Origin of the sequence: Mesonia oceanica (assembly GCF_902499555.1) — a bacterium.
Taxonomy (GTDB): Bacteria; Bacteroidota; Bacteroidia; order Flavobacteriales; family Flavobacteriaceae; genus Mesonia; species Mesonia oceanica.
In genome coordinates this window covers 19,689-39,208 of the sequence record NZ_CABVMM010000004.1, presented here as the reverse complement: position 1 = coordinate 39,208, position 19,520 = coordinate 19,689, and the positions used below count along the sequence as shown (strand labels likewise).

Genomic DNA, 19,520 nt, shown 5'->3' with positions numbered 1-19,520 from the left:
TATAACAATTGCTGTTTGATTCCGCATCTCTTAACGATTTTGAAACCTAACAACTGTAATTTAAAAACATTTCGACTCCGCTCAATGTGACATTACAATAAGAATTAAATATTTAAATGAAATATTCCAAAGAAGAAATACTAGCCGGTTGTGCAAAAATGTGCAAAAATACCTTAATGGAAACCTTAGAAATTGAATTTATTGATGTAGGTAAAGATTTTCTAATCGCCAAAATGCCGGTGACTCCAAAAGTTCATCAGCCGGATGGCGTTTTACACGGTGGTGCTATGGTGGCTTTAGCAGAAAGTGTAGGGAGTGCTGCGAGTTTTATCTTTTTAGATGGAGAACATTTTTACATTCGGGGTATCGAAATTTCTGCTAATCATGTAAAAAGTATTGCTAGCGGAGAGGTTTTTGCTCGTGCCGAATTTATTCACAAAGGAAAAACGACACAGGTTTGGGATATTAAAATTAGAGATGTTGAAGAAAATTTAATTTCAGCAGTAAAATTGACCACCATTGCTTTGCCTAAGAAAAAATAAATTCTAAGTCATACTGAGTTTGTCAAAATGTAAATCAGGATCTAATTTATGTTAGTTAGAGCCGAGTCGAGAACTATGAAGATGATTAAAAAACTTTCGACTTTAGTTGATCTTGAGCGATAGACGAAAGGCTCAAGGTGACATTAGTAAAGAATAATTATTATAGCCAATGACCTTACCCGAATATTTTCAGCAATTAGAAAAACAACTCGAAGCACAATTGCCTTTCGTGGCCTATCGACATCCAAATTCCGATGAGTTTCAGTGTCAACTTCAGCAAAAAGCAACCTTGGAATATTTAGAAAATTTTCAGCAAGAAGGTTTTGTATTTGCCCCTTTTGATAACCAGAAGAGAACCATTTTTTTTAACCGAAAAGATGCTGTTTTTTCTAAACTGAAATGTACTGCGGAAGACTTAGTTATTGAAGAAGAGACCAATACTACAAAAGAATTTGAAAATAGCCTTCAGCAGAAAGCTTTTCACGAAAATATAGTAGCAAAAGGGATTGAAACGATAGAAAATTCAGCTTTAGAAAAAGTGGTTCTTTCCAGAAAGCAAGTCTTGGTTGTAAAAACAGCGCCTATTGAATATTTTAAACGATTGCTGAAAACTTATCCTGCGGCATTTGTGTATTGTTGGTACCATCCGCAAGTAGGTTTGTGGTTGGCAGCCACACCAGAAACTTTGGTGAAAACTCAAAACAACCGTTTTAAAACGATGGCTTTGGCAGGAACTCAGGTTTTTAAAGAAACTGCAGAAATTGCTTGGGGCGAAAAAGAAAAAGAAGAACAAGCCATTGTTACACGAACTATTGAAAATGCTTTAAAAAGTATTAAAGGGATCGAAAATTTACAAATTTCTGAAGTACAAACCCATCGAGCAGGAAATGTAGTTCACTTAAAAACAGACATAACCGGGGTTTTTCAGAAAGACAGCTTGGAAGAAATCGTAACCAATTTACATCCCACTCCGGCCGTTTGCGGTTTGCCAAAAGAGATGGCTAAAACATTTATTTTAAAAGAAGAACACTACGACCGTGCGTTTTATTCCGGGTATGTGGGAGAACTGAATATTCAGGTGGAGAAACCCAGAAATCCGAGAAAACGAAATGTGGAGAATTCAGCGTTTAATTTAATCGAGCGCCAATCTAATTTGTATGTGAATTTACGTTGCATGCAATTATTGGAAAATAAAGCCTTGCTTTACATAGGAGGTGGGATTACCAAAGATTCTAACCCGACAGCAGAGTGGGAAGAAACATTAAGAAAAGCGGAAACGATGCAAAATGTATTATGAATTAGAATTTAGGAGGTAGAGGTGAGAGGTCATGTAGTCTGAAAATAAAACTCAATTTTTTTTATTTAATAAAATAGAACATCAACTATTTTTTTAGAGGAAGTTATTTAGTTCTTTTATTAATCATTTTGTTAGGACTTTGTCTAACATCAAATACATCATTAATAAGAATTTTATTTTCTGAGATTCTATAAATGATTTTGTAATTATTAATCACTAAATATCGATGATTTAGTTGGAGTTCTTCTAAATAAAATTCAGGTGATCCAGATTCTGGAAATCTCTGGAGTTGTTTAGTCGCTTCAAGAATTTGTTTTCTTATGGCATGGGCAATTTTAAGGCTTACATTTGTTTTATAATAATTAAAAATTTCTTTTAAATTATTAATAGCAAAATCTGACCAAATTATTTGCATTCCTTAAATTCTTACCAGTTTTCTGACATTATTTCTAACTCAGTTTGGGTCTTAAATTTTTTGTTTTTAAAATCCTTTTCAGAGATTTCTATACGGTTTAATAATTCTTTTACACTTAAAGGCTTTACTTTAAATTCATTGTTTTCTAAAATATATTTTTCAATTTTATCTAAAATAGTTTCATCTTGAATATGAGCAAGATAAGATATCAGATTTAATTTTCGAGTTTTCATATCCATAGCAAACCTGTTTAAATCAAATATACGAAATTGCTTCAATCTTTTTAAATTTAATTGTTAATGAACACATTAGCATTGTAAAGCTAAATCAGGTATTAAGCTTTTAATAATTTCCTGTTGGATTAATTAATAAGCCTTATTTTTGCATTAGAAAATTCAACTGAAACAATGCAATACTCCAGCATACCGCTTGCACAATCTATCACGCTATTATGTCTTTCTAAAGGAATTAAAAATGTGGTTATTTCTCCGGGATCACGTAATGCACCTTTAACCATAAGTTTTTCCAATCACCCAGAAATTGAAGCATATAGTGTTGTCGATGAGCGTTCAGCGGCATTTTTTGCTTTAGGTTTAGCGCAACAATTACAAGAACCTGTTGCCTTATGTTGTTCTTCAGGGAGTGCGTTGTTGAATTATTATCCGGCTATTGCAGAAGCTTTTTATAGCGATGTGCCATTGGTGGTGATTTCTGCCGATAGACCTGTAGAACGCATCGATATTGGTGATGGACAAACCATTAGGCAGAAAAATGTATACCAAAACCATATTTTATATTCGGCTAATTTGTATTCAGAATTGGTGTTGGAAGAATCTGCAACCATAGATCCGAAGTTAAAACAAAAATTATTTGAAGCCCAAAAGCATAACGAACGGGAAATTAATTTAGCCTTGAATACGGCCATAGAACAAAACGGTCCGGTACACATCAATGCCCCGTTTTATGAACCTTTATACCAGTTAGTAGAAAAACCTACCGTACATCCGTTAACGATTGAACCGATTCGAGAGCCAAAAACCACTACAGAAAAAGCTCTAAAAGCTTATGCTGAAATCTGGAACCAAGCCAAACGAAAATTGGTATTGGTGGGCGTAAATAAACCGAATGCCATCGAGCAGAAATTTTTAGATGAATTGGCAGAAGACCCATCCGTTCTAGTCTTTACGGAAACCACTTCAAATTTACATCACGAAAAATTTATTACCAGAATCGATAAGTTAATTGCTCCCATCGAAGTTTCGGCAGCTAAAGAAGAGGAATTTCAACAGTTACAACCCGATATCTTATTGACGTTTGGTGGACTCATCATCTCCAAAAAGATAAAAGCTTTTTTAAGAACTTATCAGCCCAAGCATCATTGGCATGTGGATGCGAAGAAGGCTTTTGATACCTTTTTCTGTTTAAACAAGCATTTTGATGTAAATGCCAATGAATTTTTCAGCAAATTTATTCCGTTAACGCAAGGAGTAAAAAGTAATTATCGTGACCAATGGCTCCAAGTGAATGCGCAACGTGATATACACCACGATAGGTATATGGAAGAGATTCCATTTTGTGATTTAAAAGCTTTTCGCCAGATTTTACAGCAAATGCCCGAGCAACAAGTGATCCATCTTTCTAACAGTAGTGTGGTGCGTTATGCGCAGTTATTCAGGCTTTATCCGAGTTTGCAAGTGTATTGTAACCGAGGTACAAGCGGAATTGATGGCAGTTCTTCTACAGCGGTAGGTGCGGCTGTAAAAGCAAAGTTTCCCACTACATTAATTACGGGTGATGTTAGTTTTTTGTATGATAGTAATGCGTTGTGGAATAATTACATACCCAAAACCTTCAGAATTATCATCATCAACAATCAAGGAGGAGGGATTTTCCGGATTTTACCCGGAGCGAAAGAAGCCGAACATTTTTCAACTTTCTTTGAAACTACCCATAATTTGAGAGCTAATCATTTAGCTGAAATGTATGGTTTTTCTTACCAAGCGGCGACTGATGAAATGAGTTTGAAAAAAGAACTGATTCAATTTTATGCGGAAGGTGATCAACCTAAGATTTTAGAAATTTTTACGCCAAGGGAAGAGAATGATAAATACCTGAAAAATTATTTTAAAGTTTTACTTCCGAAGGATTAGACTCTTGATTTTACCCGAGCTGATAACTTTCTTATACTAAAATTTTTCAGAATATATATTTTACTTTCCTTAACAAGCTTCCTTAAAACATTGTTATTTAGCGTATTCATAACAGTCTTTAGGAGAGTGTTTGTGTATTTTGACATGAACTAAAAATCCAAAAAAATAGTTATGAGTAAATTAGATGAAAAAGTAGGACAGTATATTGAAGATGTAACTAAAATTGTGGATAAGCCTGATATAGATTTACTGCGGAAAATAGCAGAAAGTATGGGGCCTTCGATTTACAACAGTGATGCTAATACGGTTGCATCTTCTGATGAAGAAGAATTAAAACGAGTAAGGAAAAATTTTTTAGTAGGAAAATTAGGTATGGAAGATAGCGATAAATTAAACATAGCTATCAATGCCGTAATAGAAAAATACGGAAAATCAAACCGTAATAAGCACAGGGTTGTTGTTTATTATTTACTTACCAAATATTTTAATAAAGAACAGGTATTTAAATAGGCTAAAGCTTACAACTGCCACGCCCAAGAGGAAAAAGAAATGATTGCAGATGATGTAATGATCAAAATGTATTTCTTTTTCTTTTTGGGCGTTTTATGTCTTAAAGCACTTATCTTTGCCATCTAAATTAGAGTTATGCTTAGCATTGGTGAATATCATACCTTAACAATAGATCGAGACACGCCTCCGGGACTTTTTTTAAAAGATGATAGTGGGGAGAAAGAAAATGAAGTTTTATTGCCCAATAAATACAAACCGGAAAGTTTTGAGATTGGTGATGAACTAGAGGTTTTTGTGTATTTAGATCATGATGAGCGTCCGGTAGCAACTACTTTGCAGCCTTACGTTCAGTTAGATGAATTTGCTTTTTTAGAATGTGTAGATGTTACTAAAATGGGCGCTTTTTTAGATTGGGGATTGGAAAAACATTTGTTTGTTCCGTTTAAAGAACAAGCTTATCCCATGAAAAAAGGAGAGCATTATTTAATTTTCTGCTATTTAGATGAAGAAACTCAGCGTTTAGTAGCTTCAAGTAAAGTAAATCACTTTTTAGATAATAGTGATGTTACGGTTGAACCTTTTGAAAAAGTAGATGTAATCGTTACCAACAAAACCGACATTGGTTTTAATTTAATTGTTAATGAATTACACCAAGGTTTGGTGTATCACGATGATGTTTTTCAAGATTTAAAAACCGGTGACCAATTGGAAGGTTGGGTTAAAAAGATACGCAAGGACAATAAAATAGATGTTACATTACAACGTCCGGGTTACCGAAGTATAGAACCTAATGCAGATGCAATTTATAATGAATTGCAATTACAAGATGGCTTTTTACCATTAACCGATAAATCTACTCCGGAAGAAATCAAAAATTGGTTAGAAATGAGTAAAAAGAGTTTTAAAAGAGCAGTTGGGACATTGTACAAAAAACGTGTAATTTCTATAGAAGAAGACGGGATTAGGCTTATCTAGAAATATAAAAATTGAAATTACCTGAATTTCTGCGGGAATTTCTTCGGTAAGGATAATACGGGTTGTTTAAGTAATAAGGATTAATCGTAGGTTGTGTCATATCTTGATAAACCTCATTTCGTATTCCGCCGTCGGGAGTTCCCTGTCCGTAATAATCTAGGTTAAAATCAGTTCGGTATTTAAAATTAGCCTGAGTGTTATAAAAAACTTGAACCTGTCCGTTAATTTGCTGTAATTGCCGGGCGGGAAACTGCATATCTACAATTCCTCTTTTTCTTTGCCACTCTTTAGTTTGTGCCAAAGCCATCATATTGATTTCACGATCGTCATCTTCACCAAAAACATTTCCTTGCGGAATTGAAAATTGCTTTCGTTCCGGTTTCATATATCCATCAAATTGGGAAAGAGAAACCGCTTGGCCGCTATACAAATCAACTTTTATAATTTGATTATTGGTGACGAAAATATTCGGGTTTTCCCATTCTTGTGCATAGGAGAAGAAACCCAATAGAAAAATAAACACGAAAAACTTAAACTTCATAAAATTCAATTTCAGCATAAAGGTATCAAATATTATGCTAAAAAAATCTGAGATTATATCCCAATTGAAAAATTATCGATAACTTTTACTTCGAACAGCGGATAGGGTTGGCATTCCGTATCGTTAAGATAGATTCCGTGATTAGGATAATTACTATTGGGATCCATTCTTTGTTGAAGTTTTCGAAGCTTATAATCTCTTATAACAGAAAAATGATTGAATTGAGAAGTGGAGTTAATTTCTTTTCCGGTATATCCAAATTCTATATTACTTAAGCATTTGTTTCCCTTAGTTAAAATTGATAAATCCTTTTCAGGATATACGGGTCTTTCATTCAAATTGAATCGAGAGTAACTTTCCCAGCTAAAATATTTTATATTTTCAACTTCCTTAGAGATAGATGTATCCTCTTGAGCTATTAATGTATTTGAAAAGATAAATATAAATAGGGTAGATTTTAAAATTAATTTCATCTTGGTTGTATGTCTTCTGGAGAGGGAATACGATTATTTTCAAAATTTAAATTTCCACCTAAATAGTTATAATTGGGCTGGATACTTTTTAGTAAAGGACTTTCTTTAAAAATATAGTTAGCTCTTTCTGAACTCACGTAAGCTTTACTTCCCTTTTTGTATTTTTTTAATGGAGACGAATAATTTTTAGCCATAGCTACATCATCACCTACTAAATAAATATTCTCCAAATAAGTAGGGAGTTTTTCTTTTTGTTTTACTTCCGTAAAAACTTCTTCTTTGTTCTGTTTCTGTTGAGCTAAAACTGTTCCAGCACTAAAAATAAAACATAAGCATATAAAATAAATATTTCTCATTTTTAAGTATCAGGTATCTTATGTATAAATTTAATAAATTCTCAATAAAAACTGTAATTTTACAGAAAATAATACCAGAATTATGAGTGAAATAAAGTGGGAAACTGCTAAAGAATACGAAGATATTACTTATAAAAAATTTAACGGAGTTGCGAGAATAGCCTTCAACCGACCTAATGTTAGAAATGCTTTTAGGCCTAAAACCACAAGTGAATTATTAGATGCCTTTCACGATGCACATGAAGATACTGCTATTGGAGTGGTTTTGCTTTCGGCGGAAGGACCTTCGACCAAAGATGGAGTTTGGTCTTTTTGTAGTGGTGGCGACCAAAAAGCTAGAGGAAAAGAAGGTTATGTAGGGGAAGACGGTTATCACCGATTGAATATTTTAGAAGTCCAGCGTTTAATAAGGTTTATGCCAAAAGCCGTGATTTGTGTGGTCCCAGGTTGGGCTGTAGGTGGCGGACACAGTTTACATGTGGTTTGCGATATGACATTGGCGAGTAAAGAACATGCCATCTTTAAGCAAACTGATGCCGATGTGACCAGTTTTGATGGAGGTTATGGTTCGGCTTATTTAGCGAAAATGGTAGGGCAGAAAAAAGCACGTGAAATTTTCTTTTTAGGTAGAAATTATTCGGCACAAGAAGCTTTTGAAATGGGAATGGTAAATGCCGTAGTGCCGCATGATGAGTTAGAAGCAACAGCGTATGAATGGGCGCAAGAAGTATTGGCAAAATCGCCGATTTCTATTAAAATGTTGAAGTTTGCGATGAACCTTACCGATGATGGAATGGTTGGGCAACAAGTATTTGCAGGAGAAGCAACACGCTTAGCTTATATGACCGATGAAGCTAAAGAAGGAAGAAATGCGTTTCTGGAAAAACGTCAACCAAATTTCGAGAAAAAATGGATTCCTTAGAGAGCCAATTTTCAAACGAACAAATCAACATTAATCTGCTGCCCGATTATCAGGCAGTAGATTTTCAATCCATTTCTATAAAAAAACAAACCAAAAATTTCATTCAAATTTCTATTGGTTTGGTGTTCTGTTTAATAGGTTGGGGACTACTGTTTTATTTAGCTCCACCACATTGGGTACTTTATTTAGCATTAGGATTGGTCGTTGTGATTTTTGGATTGGCTTATTTAAATGCGTTTTTATTGCAAAGTAAATATGGCTATGTTATTCGGGATAAAGATTTAATTTATCGTCGTGGTTATTTGGTGACTAAAACTACGGTCATCCCATTCAATCGAATTCAGCATGTTTCTATTTCCCGTGGGGTCTTAGATAAAGCTTTGGGAATTTCTACCTTAAAAATATTTACTGCCGGCGGTCAGGGAAGCGATGTGAGTATCCCCGGTCTATTACCAGATTTAGCTGTGAAATTAAAAGAAGCAGTAGCCAAAAAACTAACGGTAGAAGAAAATGAATAAACCTTTTTCTATTCCTCAACGGCAATCTAAAGTAGGAATTCTTGTAATTTTCCTAGCTGCTTTTTTTAAGATTTTAAAGAGTTTATGGGTGTTAGGAGTTTATTTCCTACTAGGGAAGCACGAAGGAAACATTTTACTCTATATTTTACTTGGTCTTGGAGTTTTAGGAATAGTTGTTTTGTTTTTCAGTATTTTACATTATAAGAATTTTAAATTCCATATTGATTATAAGCAAAAGGAATTTGTACTTCAAAAAGGGGTTTTTTCTACGGAATTTATCAATATCCCGTTTGATAAAATTCAACAAGTATATTTTAAAAGGTCCATTGTTCAACGAATTATTGATGTGTATGAAGTAGCTATTGACACGGCAGGGAGTAGCGATAAAGAAGTTACCATAAAAGCACTTTCTAGGGAAAAAGCAGATTCACTTAGAAGAATTTTAATGGATTTGGCCGCAGAAGAAAGCACGAGTGAAAATGAAGTTGAAAATAGAATTGAAACTGAAAATGCAACTTCATCAACAACCTCTGTAAGAAATAGAGTAGTGTGGAAGCATCAATTAGAAGTTTTAGATTTATTAAAACTCGGTTTAACTTCTAACTACTTACGAGGAATTTGGTTGATTTTTCTTTTCTTCGGAACGATCATGAATGAGTTAAATCAACTTAAAATTGAAAACACTTATTTAGATAGAGGCGTTGAATATTTAGATCAAAATTATACATCGACTAGTGCAGTACTATTTGTATTGATAGTTGCTTTAATTTTTACTTTTTTAGTTGGGATTGTGATTTCTACTATTGAAATTTTTGTAAAATACTTTAATCTTAAACTAATACAAACCCCATCAAGCTTAGATTTAGAAATGGGATTAAAAACAAATACCCGAACTTCATTGAAACCTAGAAGGGTTCAATTATTAAGGTTGAGTACCAATCCTATTCAGAAAAAGCTAAACTTATATGAAGCAGAAGTTGCTTTGGCAAGTAGTTCAGATCAACTTCAAAATAAGAAAAGTAAAATTAAGATTCCGGGTCTAGCAAAAGAGAAACTTCAAAAGATAAAAGAATTTCTTTATAACCGTTCAGAAGAAAATTCAGTAAAGATTAAACCAAATCGAATTCTGTTAGTGAGAAGAATCTTCTGGAGTTTAATTCCGTTGGTATTAGCATTTATTCCTGTAGTAATTTTTTCTTGGTATGAGTGGCAAGTAATTTTACCTATCTCTTTAATTTATTTAGTCATTTCGGTATTCTTTAATAAGAAATATTACGAAAGTATTTCTGTAGAATTTACCGAGAATTTCATCATCAAAAAACACGGATTTTGGAATCAGGAGACAGAAATTTTAGAACTCTATAAATTACAATCCATTACTATAAATCAGCCCATTTGGTTTAGAAAACGTGGTTTGTATAATTTGGTATTTCATACTGCGGGAGGTGATTTGTCTTTTCCGTTAGTAAAAGAAGAAGTATTGAAAAACTTAAATTATAGTTTTTATAAAATAGAGACATCCCACAAAGCTTGGATGTGATATGTTTAAAAAAACAAACCCCTTGATTTTTAAAATCAAGGGGTTTGTTTTTTTAATGCATTAAACCTACACTTTTGAAAGGCAGACTTTTATGAGAGTCTCTTGATACGTAAACTGTCAACTATCAAAAAGCCCTATGAGATGCTGAAACAAGTTCAGCATGACGAAAATTTCTATCTCATTTTGGGGTATTTCTCAGGATTTACTTCGTGAAATACGCTGTAAACCTTTTCAAAAATATCTTCTGCTGAAGGTTTTGAGAAGTAATCTCCATCAGTTCCGTAAGCTGGTCTGTGTTCTTTAGCAGTTAAGGTTTCCGGTTTACTGTCTAAGTGTCGATAAGCGTTTTGTTTTTCTAGAATTTCCTGCATAATATAAGCAGAAGCTCCTCCAGGTATGTCTTCATCAATCACCATTAATCGATTGGTCTTTTCTACGCTTTTCACGATGTCATGATTAATATCAAAAGGAAGTAAAGATTGAACATCTATTACTTCAGCATCAATATCTACTTCTAATAATTCTTTAGCTACTTGCTCTACAATTCTTAAAGTCGAACCATAAGAAACTAAAGTAATATCGTTTCCTTCTTTTACAGTTTCCACAACTCCAATTGGTGTTTTAAATTCACCTAAATTGGTAGGAAGTTTTTCTTTTAATCGGTAACCGTTTAAACATTCTATAATTAAAGCCGGTTCATCACTCTCTAGAAGCGTATTGTAAAATCCAGCGGCTTTGGTCATGTTTCTTGGTACCAAAATATGGATACCTCTTAGTAAGTGTACGATTCCGCCCATTTGTGATCCACTATGCCAAATACCTTCTAATCGGTGACCACGGGTTCTCACAATTAGCGGTGCTTTTTGTTTTCCTTTTGTTCGGTAATGTACGGTGGCTAAATCATCGGCCATAATTTGAAGCGCATACATTAAATAATCGAGGTACTGGATTTCTGCAATTGGGCGTAAACCACGCATTGCCATTCCAATTCCCTGTCCTAAAATAGTGGCCTCACGAATCCCGGCATCAGCTACGCGAAATTCTCCATATTTTTCTTGTAAACCTTCTAATCCTTGATTAACATCTCCAATGTTTCCAGTGTCTTCTCCAAAAATTAAAGCTTCTGGATAGGTACTAAATATTTTATCGAAGTTATCCCGAAGAACGACTCTTCCATCTACTTGTTTTGCACTTTCATCGTAAGTCGGCAAAACTTCTTGAATGCTTAGCGCATTATTTTCTGATTCACTGTATAGATGGCTGCTATAGTCTGGTTGAACTTTATTTGTGAAATTATCAATCCAATTGATAAGTTGGGTTTTCGCTTCGAAATTATCTTTAATAATATACCGAAGTATTTTACGGGCTATAGTAAGAACTTCAAATTTTTGCGGTTCTTTTATTCCGTCTAATTCTTCTACTAAAGGTTGAATGAAATTTTTATTACTGCTATTTTCAGCTACTTCTTTTAAAATGGGAAGAACAGTTTTTTTAGCATTAATCGGTGCTTCTGTAAAATCTTTCCAAGCCGCTTTTTTACCGTCACGCACTTCTTTTTTAGCCTCTTTTTCCAGTTGCGTAAGTTCTTCATCGGTGGCGATATCATTTTCTATCATCCACTCACGCATTTTTAGGTTACAGTCATTTTCTTTTTCCCATTTTAAACGGTCTTCAGATTTGTAACGCTCATGAGAACCTGAAGTAGAATGTCCTTGTGGCTGGGTAAGTTCAATCACATGAATTAATACAGGAACGTGTTCTTCGCGGGAAATTCTTCCGGCTTTTTGGTAAGCATCCATTAATTCTGGATAGTTCCAACCATTCACAACGATAATTTCATAACCGTTGTTTTCTTCATCCCGTTGAAACCCTTTTAATATTTCAGAAATATTTTCTTTGGTGGTTTGGTATTTGGCAGGAACAGAAATTCCATATTCATCATCCCAAACGCTAATTACCATAGGAACTTGCATTACTCCAGCAGCATTAATGGTTTCCCAAAAAAGGCCTTCACTTGTACTTGCGTTACCAATGGTTCCCCAAGCCACTTCATTTCCTTTTACAGAAAATTTTTCAGCATCAATTCCTTCCACATTTCTATATATTTTAGAAGCTTGTGCTAAGCCCAATAATCGGGGCATTTGTCCTGCAGTAGGAGAGATGTCTGCACTGGAATTTGGTTGTTGTGTAAGGTTTTTCCAAGTACCATCTTCATTTAAACTATGTGTGCCAAAGTGACCACCCATCTGTCTACCACCGGCCATTGGTTCTTTTTCAATATCAGTATTGGCATAAAGTCCGGCAAAAAATTCTTGTACAGAAAGTAAGCCTAAAGCCATCATAAAAGTTTGGTCACGGTAATAACCAGAACGGAAATCACCATTTTTAAAGGCTTTGGCCATGGCAAGTTGAGGTACTTCTTTTCCATCACCAAAGATTCCGAACTTTGCCTTACCGGTTAATACTTCCCGGCGGCCAAGCAAACTACATTCTCTACTTACAACTGCAGTTTTGTAATCCTTAATGACTTGTTCTTTAAATTCTGAAAAAGAAATATCATTTTTTTCTAAGACCTTCTCTTGCATGTTTCAATTTTTGGATGGGTACGAAGGTAAGAAAAAATGAGCGTAAAATCAATTGAAATTTATAGAGGTGATTACGGAATTATCATTTTTTTGGGATTAAAATGAAAATAATATAATTTTAAGTTAAATAGATAATTTTAATTATTGAAATTTCAGTAATCCTTAAATAGTTATTAATCAAATTAATACCATCTTCGGGTGAAAAGCTTGATTAAAGTATTGATATCTAGGGAAACAATAAACCTGATTTTTTGATCATAATTATCTTCTGCCACTTCCCAACCTAATTTAGAATACACGGGGAAAAATAATTCAAAGTAATCTTGTACCAAATTCACACGAATTCCGGAGTCATAGAGAAAACTAGCACTTTCTCCTTCGTTTTTAAGCACCCCAATATCACCATACGCATGGATCCAATTCCAGATGGTGAAACTTCCGTTTAACGTTGTTATAAATTGATTGGCAAAAGCAGGTTGAAGTTTAGATTTAAATCCTCCTTCAGCCTGAATATATTGCTGGCTGAATAATCCTGAGGTTTCACTTCTTCCGTAGTAATTGTAATCAAAAAGATAATCGGTGGGGCGGTCTAGCGCAAAATCGAAGTAGTTAGATTTACTGTCGTTAAATAAAAAGAACCCGGCAAAACCACGAAGTTCAATTTGACGGTTATCTAAAAATAATTTTCGCCATTTGGCTGTAAAGGAAACTTTACTGAATTTTTTAGCGACTTGATAATCTACGGTACTTGTAAAATAATCTCTAAAGTTTCTGTTGTTGTAACTATAGTGAATATCTACCACACTATAATCAGGATCATCTACCGGATTGGTTATGGCTCGGTCGCGAAATACATTCACACTTCTAATACCAAGGGCTTGACGTTCGTTACTTCTTAAATAAGGATTTCTGAAAAATATATTGAAATAGGGGGTAAGCCGGTGATAATATAAGTTTTCTGCGTAAGAATATCGGTTGGCAGAAATACCATAAGAGACTTGATTAAGGTCTTGGTTTTGGTAGAAATGTGTATTGGAAAATGCCATGGAGCCAATTAAAGCTTTACTTCTTAAGCCAACTTTAGGGGCGATTTTAAAATTGAAATTTCTACGAAGAATTGTGCTGTTGTATAGCTTTGGACCAATAATAAAACCATCGTAAAGATTATAGTCAAACTCGGGAATTAAGAATAATTGATTATAAGTAGGGTCTTCAATATCTTCTAAAAGCCTAAACTGAATAGGCTTATTTAGTAAAGTGCTTACCCGTTTGTAATTATTCCGTTGATTGTGTTCAGGGATAACGCCTTCATAATTTAAAGCCAATCGTTTGATACTGTCTCTGGGGATGGTAATGGTTTGTGTAGAATCTACGTTTTCTACCCAGTATTTCGAAACAATTTTCTTCTTGTTTAAACCATACAATGCCACCGGCATATTATTGGGTTCTTTGTTCTTTATGGTGACCTTTAGTGAATCGTCAGATTTTTCAACTTTTTTGATCGTGAAATCAATTCGGGAATTGGTATTTATATAATCTTTAAAAAACCAATCGACATCTTTGGAAGAATTTGCTTTTAAAATTCTTTCAAAATCGGCAATATCAACATTTTCATCAAGTTTATACTGATTGTAAAATTCTTTTAAGCTTTTCTGCAAAGCTTCGCTATCTTCTAAAAAATCATTGATATAATTAAAACCCACTCCGGCTTTATAGGGATTGGCAATATTTTTATTGAATTTAATTAATGAATCCTGACTTGCACTTAGCGGCTGGTCTAGATTTAAGCGCGACATATTTAAAGCAAAATAGGGGTAGCGGTCATTAAATTCAAGATCGGCGGCGTGAAACCATCGTATCCCAATTACATTACTAAAATTACCTAACAATTTAATTTTTGGATAATAGGTATCTACATAATCCATCATTAAATAAATAAGGATAGCATCTTTTAGCCAAGCTTCTTTTCGGGGGTTTAAGAGTAAAGTATTATCGAGGTAAGTTTTGGTAATGGTTTTAAAGGATTTGATATCGTATTGAAAACCATCAGGGAATGGCCTAATAAAACTAGGAAGTTGGTTAAGTCCATAAACTGGATTGGCCAAGTAATCTTCCTCGGTCACCATCAAAGTTTTTAGCGGATAGGCACCTAATTTTTTATCTAAATACTGGATGATGCGATCAATATTCATCGCTTTAATTTTCGGGTCAATATCGTCGTCTTCAATATTGGTAATCACTTCAATACCGTTGGCTTCTACTTTAGAAAAGTTGTTATCTTTTACAAGGTAAAGCTTGAGGTCGCTTATATTTTCACCTAAAAGTTTTGCTTGTCTTGTAGAATCTTTCAATTGAATGCTCTCTAATTTTAAAGGGGAAACAACCGCCAAATCTTTAGGATATTCAATTTCTAAAGTTGTATTGATTAAGGGAAGAAACTCGTCGTTTAAATTTTTATGACTGTAATATTCCCACCCTTTTTTACCATAGACCGCAGGTAGAATAGCCCAATATCTTAATTTGAACTCATTTGAATTATAACCATAACGGGTGAATTTTTCATGTGGAATTTTAATCTGATATTTTAATTGTATTGGTAAACTTTCTCCCGGCAGTAAAGGAGCATTCAACTTCACTTGAATAATATCAGGATGTCCTTCTACACGTTCCCAAGCTAAACCTTTTCCATTTTTTAATTTTAATTGCTGAATAATGGTTCCGCCACGTTCATAATCTTTAGAAAAATGAAATTTTCTTACAAATTCTTCTGAAAAGCGAGTAGCTAAAGGAGAATTTTTATTACTGAAGCTATTGGCCCAATCGTTTAAATAAATACTAGTTAGCGTATCTGAACTTTCATTTTTGTAAACAAGTTCTTGTTGAATAGCTAATACCCTCTTTTTTGCAAGCAACTTTGCTTGAATATTTACCTGGCTTTGTGAAAGCGCAAGTACCGGGAGGAGGAGTATTAAATAAAATAATTTTCTAATCAATGCACCAATAGGATTTTACAAAATAGAAATGAGTATTATTATGATAACGTATTTAATTAAAACTATTATATAAAATTAGAAATTCGGACTTAAATTGTATTGGTTATAGAATTTATTGAGAATATCAATTACTTCATCTGCAGAATCAACTACCTGAACCAAATCTATATCGCCGGCACTAATATTTTTAAAGTTATCTAGCAAAGTGGTTTTTACCCACGCTAATAATCCGTCCCAAAATTCGTGCCCAACTAAAATAATAGGGAATTTATCTATTTTATGGGTTTGTATTAAAGTAATGGCTTCAAATAACTCGTCTAAAGTTCCAAAACCACCCGGCATTACTACAAAACCTTGGGAGTATTTTACAAACATCACTTTACGGACAAAGAAATAGTCAAAATCTAAACTCTTATCTTTATCGATATACGGATTATCGTGTTGCTCAAAAGGCAAATCAATGTTCAAACCTACCGAGGTACCTCCGGCCAAGTGCGCACCTTTGTTACCGGCTTCCATAATTCCTGGTCCACCGCCGGTAATTACTCCATAACCGTGTTCTACAATTTTTTCAGCAACTTCTGTGGCTAATTTGTAATATTTATGTTCGGGATTTGTTCTAGCTGAACCAAAGATAGAAACACAAGGGCCTATTTCACTCATTCGTTCATAACCATGAACAAATTCGCTCATGATTTTAAACAGTGCCCAACTATCGTTTATTTTTATTTCGTTCCAGCTTTTATGATTGGTATTTCTTAATGTACTCATTTTTCTTATTTTTTAGGGCGGCTAATTTAGTTCTTTTCTTAAGAATTTAGCCGTATAACTCTTTTTGTGTTTGGCAACTTCTTCCGGAGTGCCTTTGGTAATTACTTTTCCTCCGTTTTTTCCACCTTCGTAACCTATATCTATAATATGGTCGGCGAGTTTAATTACATCTAAATTATGTTCAATAATTAAAACGGTATTTCCTTTGTTGGTTAATTTATTCAACACCTCCATCAATACGCGAATATCTTCAAAATGAAGTCCGGTGGTAGGTTCATCTAAAATATAGAACGTATTTCCGGTATCGCGTTTAGAAAGTTCGGTTGCTAATTTAATTCGTTGTGCTTCCCCACCAGAAAGGGTTGTACTTTGTTGCCCTAAGGTAATATAGCCTAAACCAACATCTTGAATGGTTTTTAACTTACGATATATTTTAGGGATTGGTTCAAAAAAATCGGTTGCTTCATTAATGGTCATTTCCAACACATCACTAATCGATTTTCCTTTGTATCTAATTTCTAAGGTTTCGCGGTTAAAGCGTTTCCCTTGGCAGGTTTCACATTCTACATAAACATCTGGTAAGAAGTTCATTTCAATCACTCGGAGTCCACCGCCTTTACAAGTTTCACATCTTCCTCCTTTTACATTAAAACTGAACCTTCCCGGTTTATAGCCTCTTATGAGTGCTTCCGGCGTTTTTGCAAACAAGCTTCTTATTTCAGAAAAAACACCGGTATATGTTGCCGGGTTAGAACGCGGAGTCCTACCAATAGGTGATTGGTTGATGTCGATTACTTTATCGCAATTGTCTAAACCTTTGATGCTTTTATAAGGCATTGCCTCTTTGACCCCATTAAAATAATGAGCGTTCATAATCGGGTAGAGGGTCTCATTAATCAACGTAGATTTTCCACTTCCTGATACTCCGGTTACCAAAATCATTTTTCCCAATGGAAATTTAACTGAAACATTCTTCAGGTTATTTCCCGTAGCACCTTTTAGCTCTATAAATTTTCCATTGCCTTCACGTCTTTCTTCGGGAACTTTAATTTCTTTTTTCCCATTTAAGTAAGAAGCTGTTAGGGTATCGTGTTTTTTTATTTCTTCTGGTGTTCCTTGACTGATAATTTCACCTCCGTGTTTTCCGGCAAACGGACCGATATCGATCACATGGTCGGCACGCTCAATCATGTCTTTATCGTGTTCAACCACAATCACTGAATTCCCAACATCGCGTAAGGATTCTAAGGAATTAATCAGTTTTTCATTATCTCGCTGGTGCAAACCAATACTTGGTTCATCTAAAATATAAAGCACACCCACTAATTGAGAGCCAATTTGTGTAGCTAATCGAATACGTTGCGCTTCTCCACCTGAAAGTGATTTAGAACCACGATTAAGGGATAAGTAGGTTAACCCAACATCAACTAGAAATTGTAATCGCGTGGTGATTTCTTTGACGATTTCTTCGGCGATTTTCCATTGATTTTTGCTGAGTTTCTTCGGAAGGTTTTTAAACCAATCGGCAAGTTCCAGAATATCTTTTTCAGCTAATTCAGCAATATTTTGTTCGTTTACTTTAAAGTAAAGCGATTCTTTTTGCAATCGGGTACCGTTGCAAGTTGGGCATTCAACTTTATCCATATAGGCTTTTGCCCAACGTCTAAGGGAAGTAGAATCGTTATTCTCGTAAGTATTTTTAATAAAAGTGGCTACCCCTTCAAAATCTATTTTATAAGAACGGGTTACACCTAATTCTTTAGATTCCAGATTGAATTTTTCTTTTCCGCCGTGTAGGATCATTTCTAATCCTTCCTTCGGAATATCTTTTATAGGATCTGAAAGTTTAAAGTTGAAACGCTGCGCAATCAATTCCATTTGCTTGAAGGCCCAGTTTTTCTTTTGATTGCCATGAGGGTCTAATCCTCCGTTTTTTATGGATTTAGAATCGTCAGGAATTATTTTTTGAAGGTTTACTTCATATAAAGTTCCAATCCCATTACATTCAGGGCAAGCTCCTTTTGGCGAGTTGAAGGAAAAGTTATTGGGTTCAGGGTTAGGGTAAGAAATCCCGCTGGTGGGGCACATCAAGTTTCTACTGAAATATCTAATTTCATCTGAATCTTGATCGAGGATCATCAATACATTATCACCTTGATTCATGGCGGTATTGATGCTTTGTGAAAGTCGCTTGTCTATTTTTTCATCATCGCTCACTTTCATCCGATCGATTACAATTTCAATATCGTGGGTTTTGTAGCGATCGAGTTTCATTCCTTTTTCAATATCGCGCACTTCACCATCGGTTCTTACTTTTAAAAAACCCTGTTTGGCGATTTGTTCAAATAACTCACGGTAATGTCCTTTTCGAGACCGAATAACAGGAGAAAGAATATTGATGCGTTTGCCATTAAATTCCTTTTTAATAAGGTCTTTAATTTGCTCATCGCTATAACTTACCATTTTTTCGCCTGTCTTGTAACTAAAGGCATCGCTGGCACGTGCAAATAAAAGACGGAGAAAATCGTAAACTTCAGTAATAGTACCCACCGTACTTCGCGGACTTTTACTGGTGGTTTTTTGTTCAATGGCAATTACCGGTGATAGTCCATCAATTTTATCTACATCGGGACGCTCCAAGCCACCTAAGAATTGTCGGGCATAGGCAGAAAAAGTTTCGATATAACGGCGTTGTCCTTCTGCATAAATCGTATCAAATGCTAAAGAGGATTTCCCAGAACCCGAAAGTCCCGTAATCACTACTAATTTTTCTCTGGGGATGGTAACATCTATATCTTTTAGGTTGTGTACCCGTGCTCCCTGAACTTCTATGTTTTCGTCGAAATTTGCCATAATTTTTTGCAAGATTGCGAAGTTACTCAAAGTCTTGAAATTAAGAAAGCAGCCATCTTAAAGGTTTGGTAAAATTAAC

Annotated in this window: 17 protein-coding genes; 8 read left to right on the top strand and 9 right to left on the bottom strand. The window is 34.5% G+C overall.

What is annotated here, in order from left to right:
* The first annotated feature begins 116 nt into the window (after positions 1 to 116).
* Together FVB9532_RS05635 and FVB9532_RS05630 are read left to right on the top strand one after the other, a co-directional pair.
* Positions 117 to 542: a PaaI family thioesterase gene (locus tag FVB9532_RS05635; protein WP_150544232.1), complete on the top strand. Its 426-nt coding sequence runs from the start codon at positions 117 to 119 to the stop codon at positions 540 to 542.
* A 169-nt stretch (positions 543 to 711) separates the two neighbouring features.
* The gene (locus FVB9532_RS05630) at positions 712 to 1,839 is read left to right on the top strand and encodes a chorismate-binding protein (protein ID WP_150544231.1); all 1,128 of its coding nucleotides are present in this window, start codon (positions 712 to 714) and stop codon (positions 1,837 to 1,839) included.
* A gap of 103 nt (positions 1,840 to 1,942) precedes the next feature.
* Here FVB9532_RS05630 and FVB9532_RS05625 read toward each other — a convergent pair whose 3' ends face one another.
* Both FVB9532_RS05625 and FVB9532_RS05620 read right to left on the bottom strand, forming a co-directional pair.
* Positions 1,943 to 2,254, bottom strand: coding sequence for a type II toxin-antitoxin system RelE/ParE family toxin (locus FVB9532_RS05625; protein ID WP_150544230.1), 312 nt, complete (start codon positions 2,252 to 2,254; stop codon positions 1,943 to 1,945).
* 11 nt (positions 2,255 to 2,265) lie between these two features.
* Positions 2,266 to 2,493, bottom strand: a complete 228-nt coding sequence (locus FVB9532_RS05620; protein ID WP_150544229.1) for a hypothetical protein — start codon at positions 2,491 to 2,493, stop codon at positions 2,266 to 2,268.
* A 168-nt stretch (positions 2,494 to 2,661) separates the two neighbouring features.
* Between FVB9532_RS05620 and menD the strand changes: the two genes are divergently transcribed.
* The 3 genes from menD to FVB9532_RS05605 all read left to right on the top strand — a co-directional run bounded on the left by menD (position 2,662) and on the right by FVB9532_RS05605 (position 5,889).
* Positions 2,662 to 4,404, top strand: a complete 1,743-nt coding sequence (gene menD, locus FVB9532_RS05615) for a 2-succinyl-5-enolpyruvyl-6-hydroxy-3-cyclohexene-1-carboxylic-acid synthase (RefSeq protein WP_150544228.1) — start codon at positions 2,662 to 2,664, stop codon at positions 4,402 to 4,404.
* Between the two features lie 171 nt (positions 4,405 to 4,575).
* Positions 4,576 to 4,914 carry a DUF2853 family protein gene (locus tag FVB9532_RS05610; protein ID WP_150544227.1) on the top strand — a complete coding sequence of 113 codons (339 nt, stop codon included), beginning with the start codon at positions 4,576 to 4,578 and terminating at the stop codon, positions 4,912 to 4,914.
* Positions 4,915 to 5,049: 135 nt separating this feature from the next.
* Positions 5,050 to 5,889 carry a CvfB family protein gene (locus FVB9532_RS05605; protein WP_150544226.1) on the top strand — a complete coding sequence of 280 codons (840 nt, stop codon included), beginning with the start codon at positions 5,050 to 5,052 and terminating at the stop codon, positions 5,887 to 5,889.
* Here the strand turns inward: FVB9532_RS05605 and FVB9532_RS05600 are convergent.
* The 3 genes from FVB9532_RS05600 to FVB9532_RS05590 are packed head-to-tail and all read right to left on the bottom strand — an operon-like array spanning position 5,882 to position 7,259.
* A complete protein-coding gene (locus FVB9532_RS05600) occupies positions 5,882 to 6,430 on the bottom strand; it encodes a hypothetical protein (protein WP_150544225.1) in 549 nt (182 codons plus the stop codon). The two genes, FVB9532_RS05605 and FVB9532_RS05600, sit on opposite strands and share 8 nt — an antisense overlap.
* Before the next feature lie 53 nt (positions 6,431 to 6,483).
* Positions 6,484 to 6,903 carry a hypothetical protein gene (locus FVB9532_RS05595; RefSeq protein WP_150544224.1) on the bottom strand — a complete coding sequence of 140 codons (420 nt, stop codon included), beginning with the start codon at positions 6,901 to 6,903 and terminating at the stop codon, positions 6,484 to 6,486.
* Entirely contained in the window at positions 6,900 to 7,259 is a 360-nt protein-coding gene (locus tag FVB9532_RS05590; RefSeq protein WP_150544223.1) for a hypothetical protein, read from the bottom strand. The genes FVB9532_RS05595 and FVB9532_RS05590 overlap by 4 nt, the downstream gene beginning before the upstream one ends.
* 82 nt (positions 7,260 to 7,341) lie before the next feature.
* On the opposite strand from FVB9532_RS05590, the gene FVB9532_RS05585 reads away from it, so the two are divergent.
* The 3 genes from FVB9532_RS05585 to FVB9532_RS05575 are packed head-to-tail and all read left to right on the top strand — an operon-like array spanning position 7,342 to position 10,239.
* On the top strand, positions 7,342 to 8,181 hold the full coding sequence (locus FVB9532_RS05585; protein WP_150544222.1) for a 1,4-dihydroxy-2-naphthoyl-CoA synthase: 840 nt from the start codon (positions 7,342 to 7,344) through the stop codon (positions 8,179 to 8,181).
* Positions 8,169 to 8,699 carry a PH domain-containing protein gene (locus FVB9532_RS05580; protein ID WP_150544221.1) on the top strand — a complete coding sequence of 177 codons (531 nt, stop codon included), beginning with the start codon at positions 8,169 to 8,171 and terminating at the stop codon, positions 8,697 to 8,699. Before FVB9532_RS05585 ends, FVB9532_RS05580 begins: the two co-directional genes overlap by 13 nt.
* Positions 8,692 to 10,239, top strand: a complete 1,548-nt coding sequence (locus FVB9532_RS05575; RefSeq protein ID WP_150544220.1) for a PH domain-containing protein — start codon at positions 8,692 to 8,694, stop codon at positions 10,237 to 10,239. Before FVB9532_RS05580 ends, FVB9532_RS05575 begins: the two co-directional genes overlap by 8 nt.
* Positions 10,240 to 10,412: 173 nt before the next feature.
* Here the strand turns inward: FVB9532_RS05575 and FVB9532_RS05570 are convergent, their stop codons facing one another.
* The 4 genes from FVB9532_RS05570 to uvrA all read right to left on the bottom strand — a co-directional run bounded on the left by FVB9532_RS05570 (position 10,413) and on the right by uvrA (position 19,441).
* The gene (locus FVB9532_RS05570; protein ID WP_150544219.1) at positions 10,413 to 12,824 is read right to left on the bottom strand and encodes an alpha-ketoacid dehydrogenase subunit alpha/beta; all 2,412 of its coding nucleotides are present in this window, start codon (positions 12,822 to 12,824) and stop codon (positions 10,413 to 10,415) included.
* 182 nt (positions 12,825 to 13,006) lie between these two features.
* Positions 13,007 to 15,736, bottom strand: coding sequence for a gluzincin family metallopeptidase (locus tag FVB9532_RS05565; protein WP_228482258.1), 2,730 nt, complete (start codon positions 15,734 to 15,736; stop codon positions 13,007 to 13,009).
* Positions 15,737 to 15,892: 156 nt separating this feature from the next.
* Entirely contained in the window at positions 15,893 to 16,588 is a 696-nt protein-coding gene (locus FVB9532_RS05560) for an LOG family protein (protein ID WP_150544218.1), read from the bottom strand.
* A 21-nt stretch (positions 16,589 to 16,609) separates the two neighbouring features.
* The gene (uvrA, locus tag FVB9532_RS05555; RefSeq protein ID WP_150544217.1) at positions 16,610 to 19,441 is read right to left on the bottom strand and encodes an excinuclease ABC subunit UvrA; all 2,832 of its coding nucleotides are present in this window, start codon (positions 19,439 to 19,441) and stop codon (positions 16,610 to 16,612) included.
* Between the last annotated feature and the right edge of the window lie 79 nt (positions 19,442 to 19,520).

What these genes read in the sequence shown, in the direction of transcription:
- FVB9532_RS05635 (WP_150544232.1), top strand. Translation starts at nt 117, where the DNA reads ATGAAATATTCCAAAGAAGAAATACTAGCCGGTTGTGCAAAAATGTGC.
- FVB9532_RS05630 (WP_150544231.1), top strand. Translation starts at nt 712, where the DNA reads ATGACCTTACCCGAATATTTTCAGCAATTAGAAAAACAACTCGAAGCA.
- FVB9532_RS05625 (WP_150544230.1), bottom strand. Translation starts at nt 2,254, where the DNA reads ATGCAAATAATTTGGTCAGATTTTGCTATTAATAATTTAAAAGAAATT.
- FVB9532_RS05620 (WP_150544229.1), bottom strand. Translation starts at nt 2,493, where the DNA reads ATGGATATGAAAACTCGAAAATTAAATCTGATATCTTATCTTGCTCAT.
- menD (WP_150544228.1), top strand. Translation starts at nt 2,662, where the DNA reads ATGCAATACTCCAGCATACCGCTTGCACAATCTATCACGCTATTATGT.
- FVB9532_RS05610 (WP_150544227.1), top strand. Translation starts at nt 4,576, where the DNA reads ATGAGTAAATTAGATGAAAAAGTAGGACAGTATATTGAAGATGTAACT.
- FVB9532_RS05605 (WP_150544226.1), top strand. Translation starts at nt 5,050, where the DNA reads ATGCTTAGCATTGGTGAATATCATACCTTAACAATAGATCGAGACACG.
- FVB9532_RS05600 (WP_150544225.1), bottom strand. Translation starts at nt 6,430, where the DNA reads ATGAAGTTTAAGTTTTTCGTGTTTATTTTTCTATTGGGTTTCTTCTCC.
- FVB9532_RS05595 (WP_150544224.1), bottom strand. Translation starts at nt 6,903, where the DNA reads ATGAAATTAATTTTAAAATCTACCCTATTTATATTTATCTTTTCAAAT.
- FVB9532_RS05590 (WP_150544223.1), bottom strand. Translation starts at nt 7,259, where the DNA reads ATGAGAAATATTTATTTTATATGCTTATGTTTTATTTTTAGTGCTGGA.
- FVB9532_RS05585 (WP_150544222.1), top strand. Translation starts at nt 7,342, where the DNA reads ATGAGTGAAATAAAGTGGGAAACTGCTAAAGAATACGAAGATATTACT.
- FVB9532_RS05580 (WP_150544221.1), top strand. Translation starts at nt 8,169, where the DNA reads ATGGATTCCTTAGAGAGCCAATTTTCAAACGAACAAATCAACATTAAT.
- FVB9532_RS05575 (WP_150544220.1), top strand. Translation starts at nt 8,692, where the DNA reads ATGAATAAACCTTTTTCTATTCCTCAACGGCAATCTAAAGTAGGAATT.
- FVB9532_RS05570 (WP_150544219.1), bottom strand. Translation starts at nt 12,824, where the DNA reads ATGCAAGAGAAGGTCTTAGAAAAAAATGATATTTCTTTTTCAGAATTT.
- FVB9532_RS05560 (WP_150544218.1), bottom strand. Translation starts at nt 16,588, where the DNA reads ATGAGTACATTAAGAAATACCAATCATAAAAGCTGGAACGAAATAAAA.
- uvrA (WP_150544217.1), bottom strand. Translation starts at nt 19,441, where the DNA reads ATGGCAAATTTCGACGAAAACATAGAAGTTCAGGGAGCACGGGTACAC.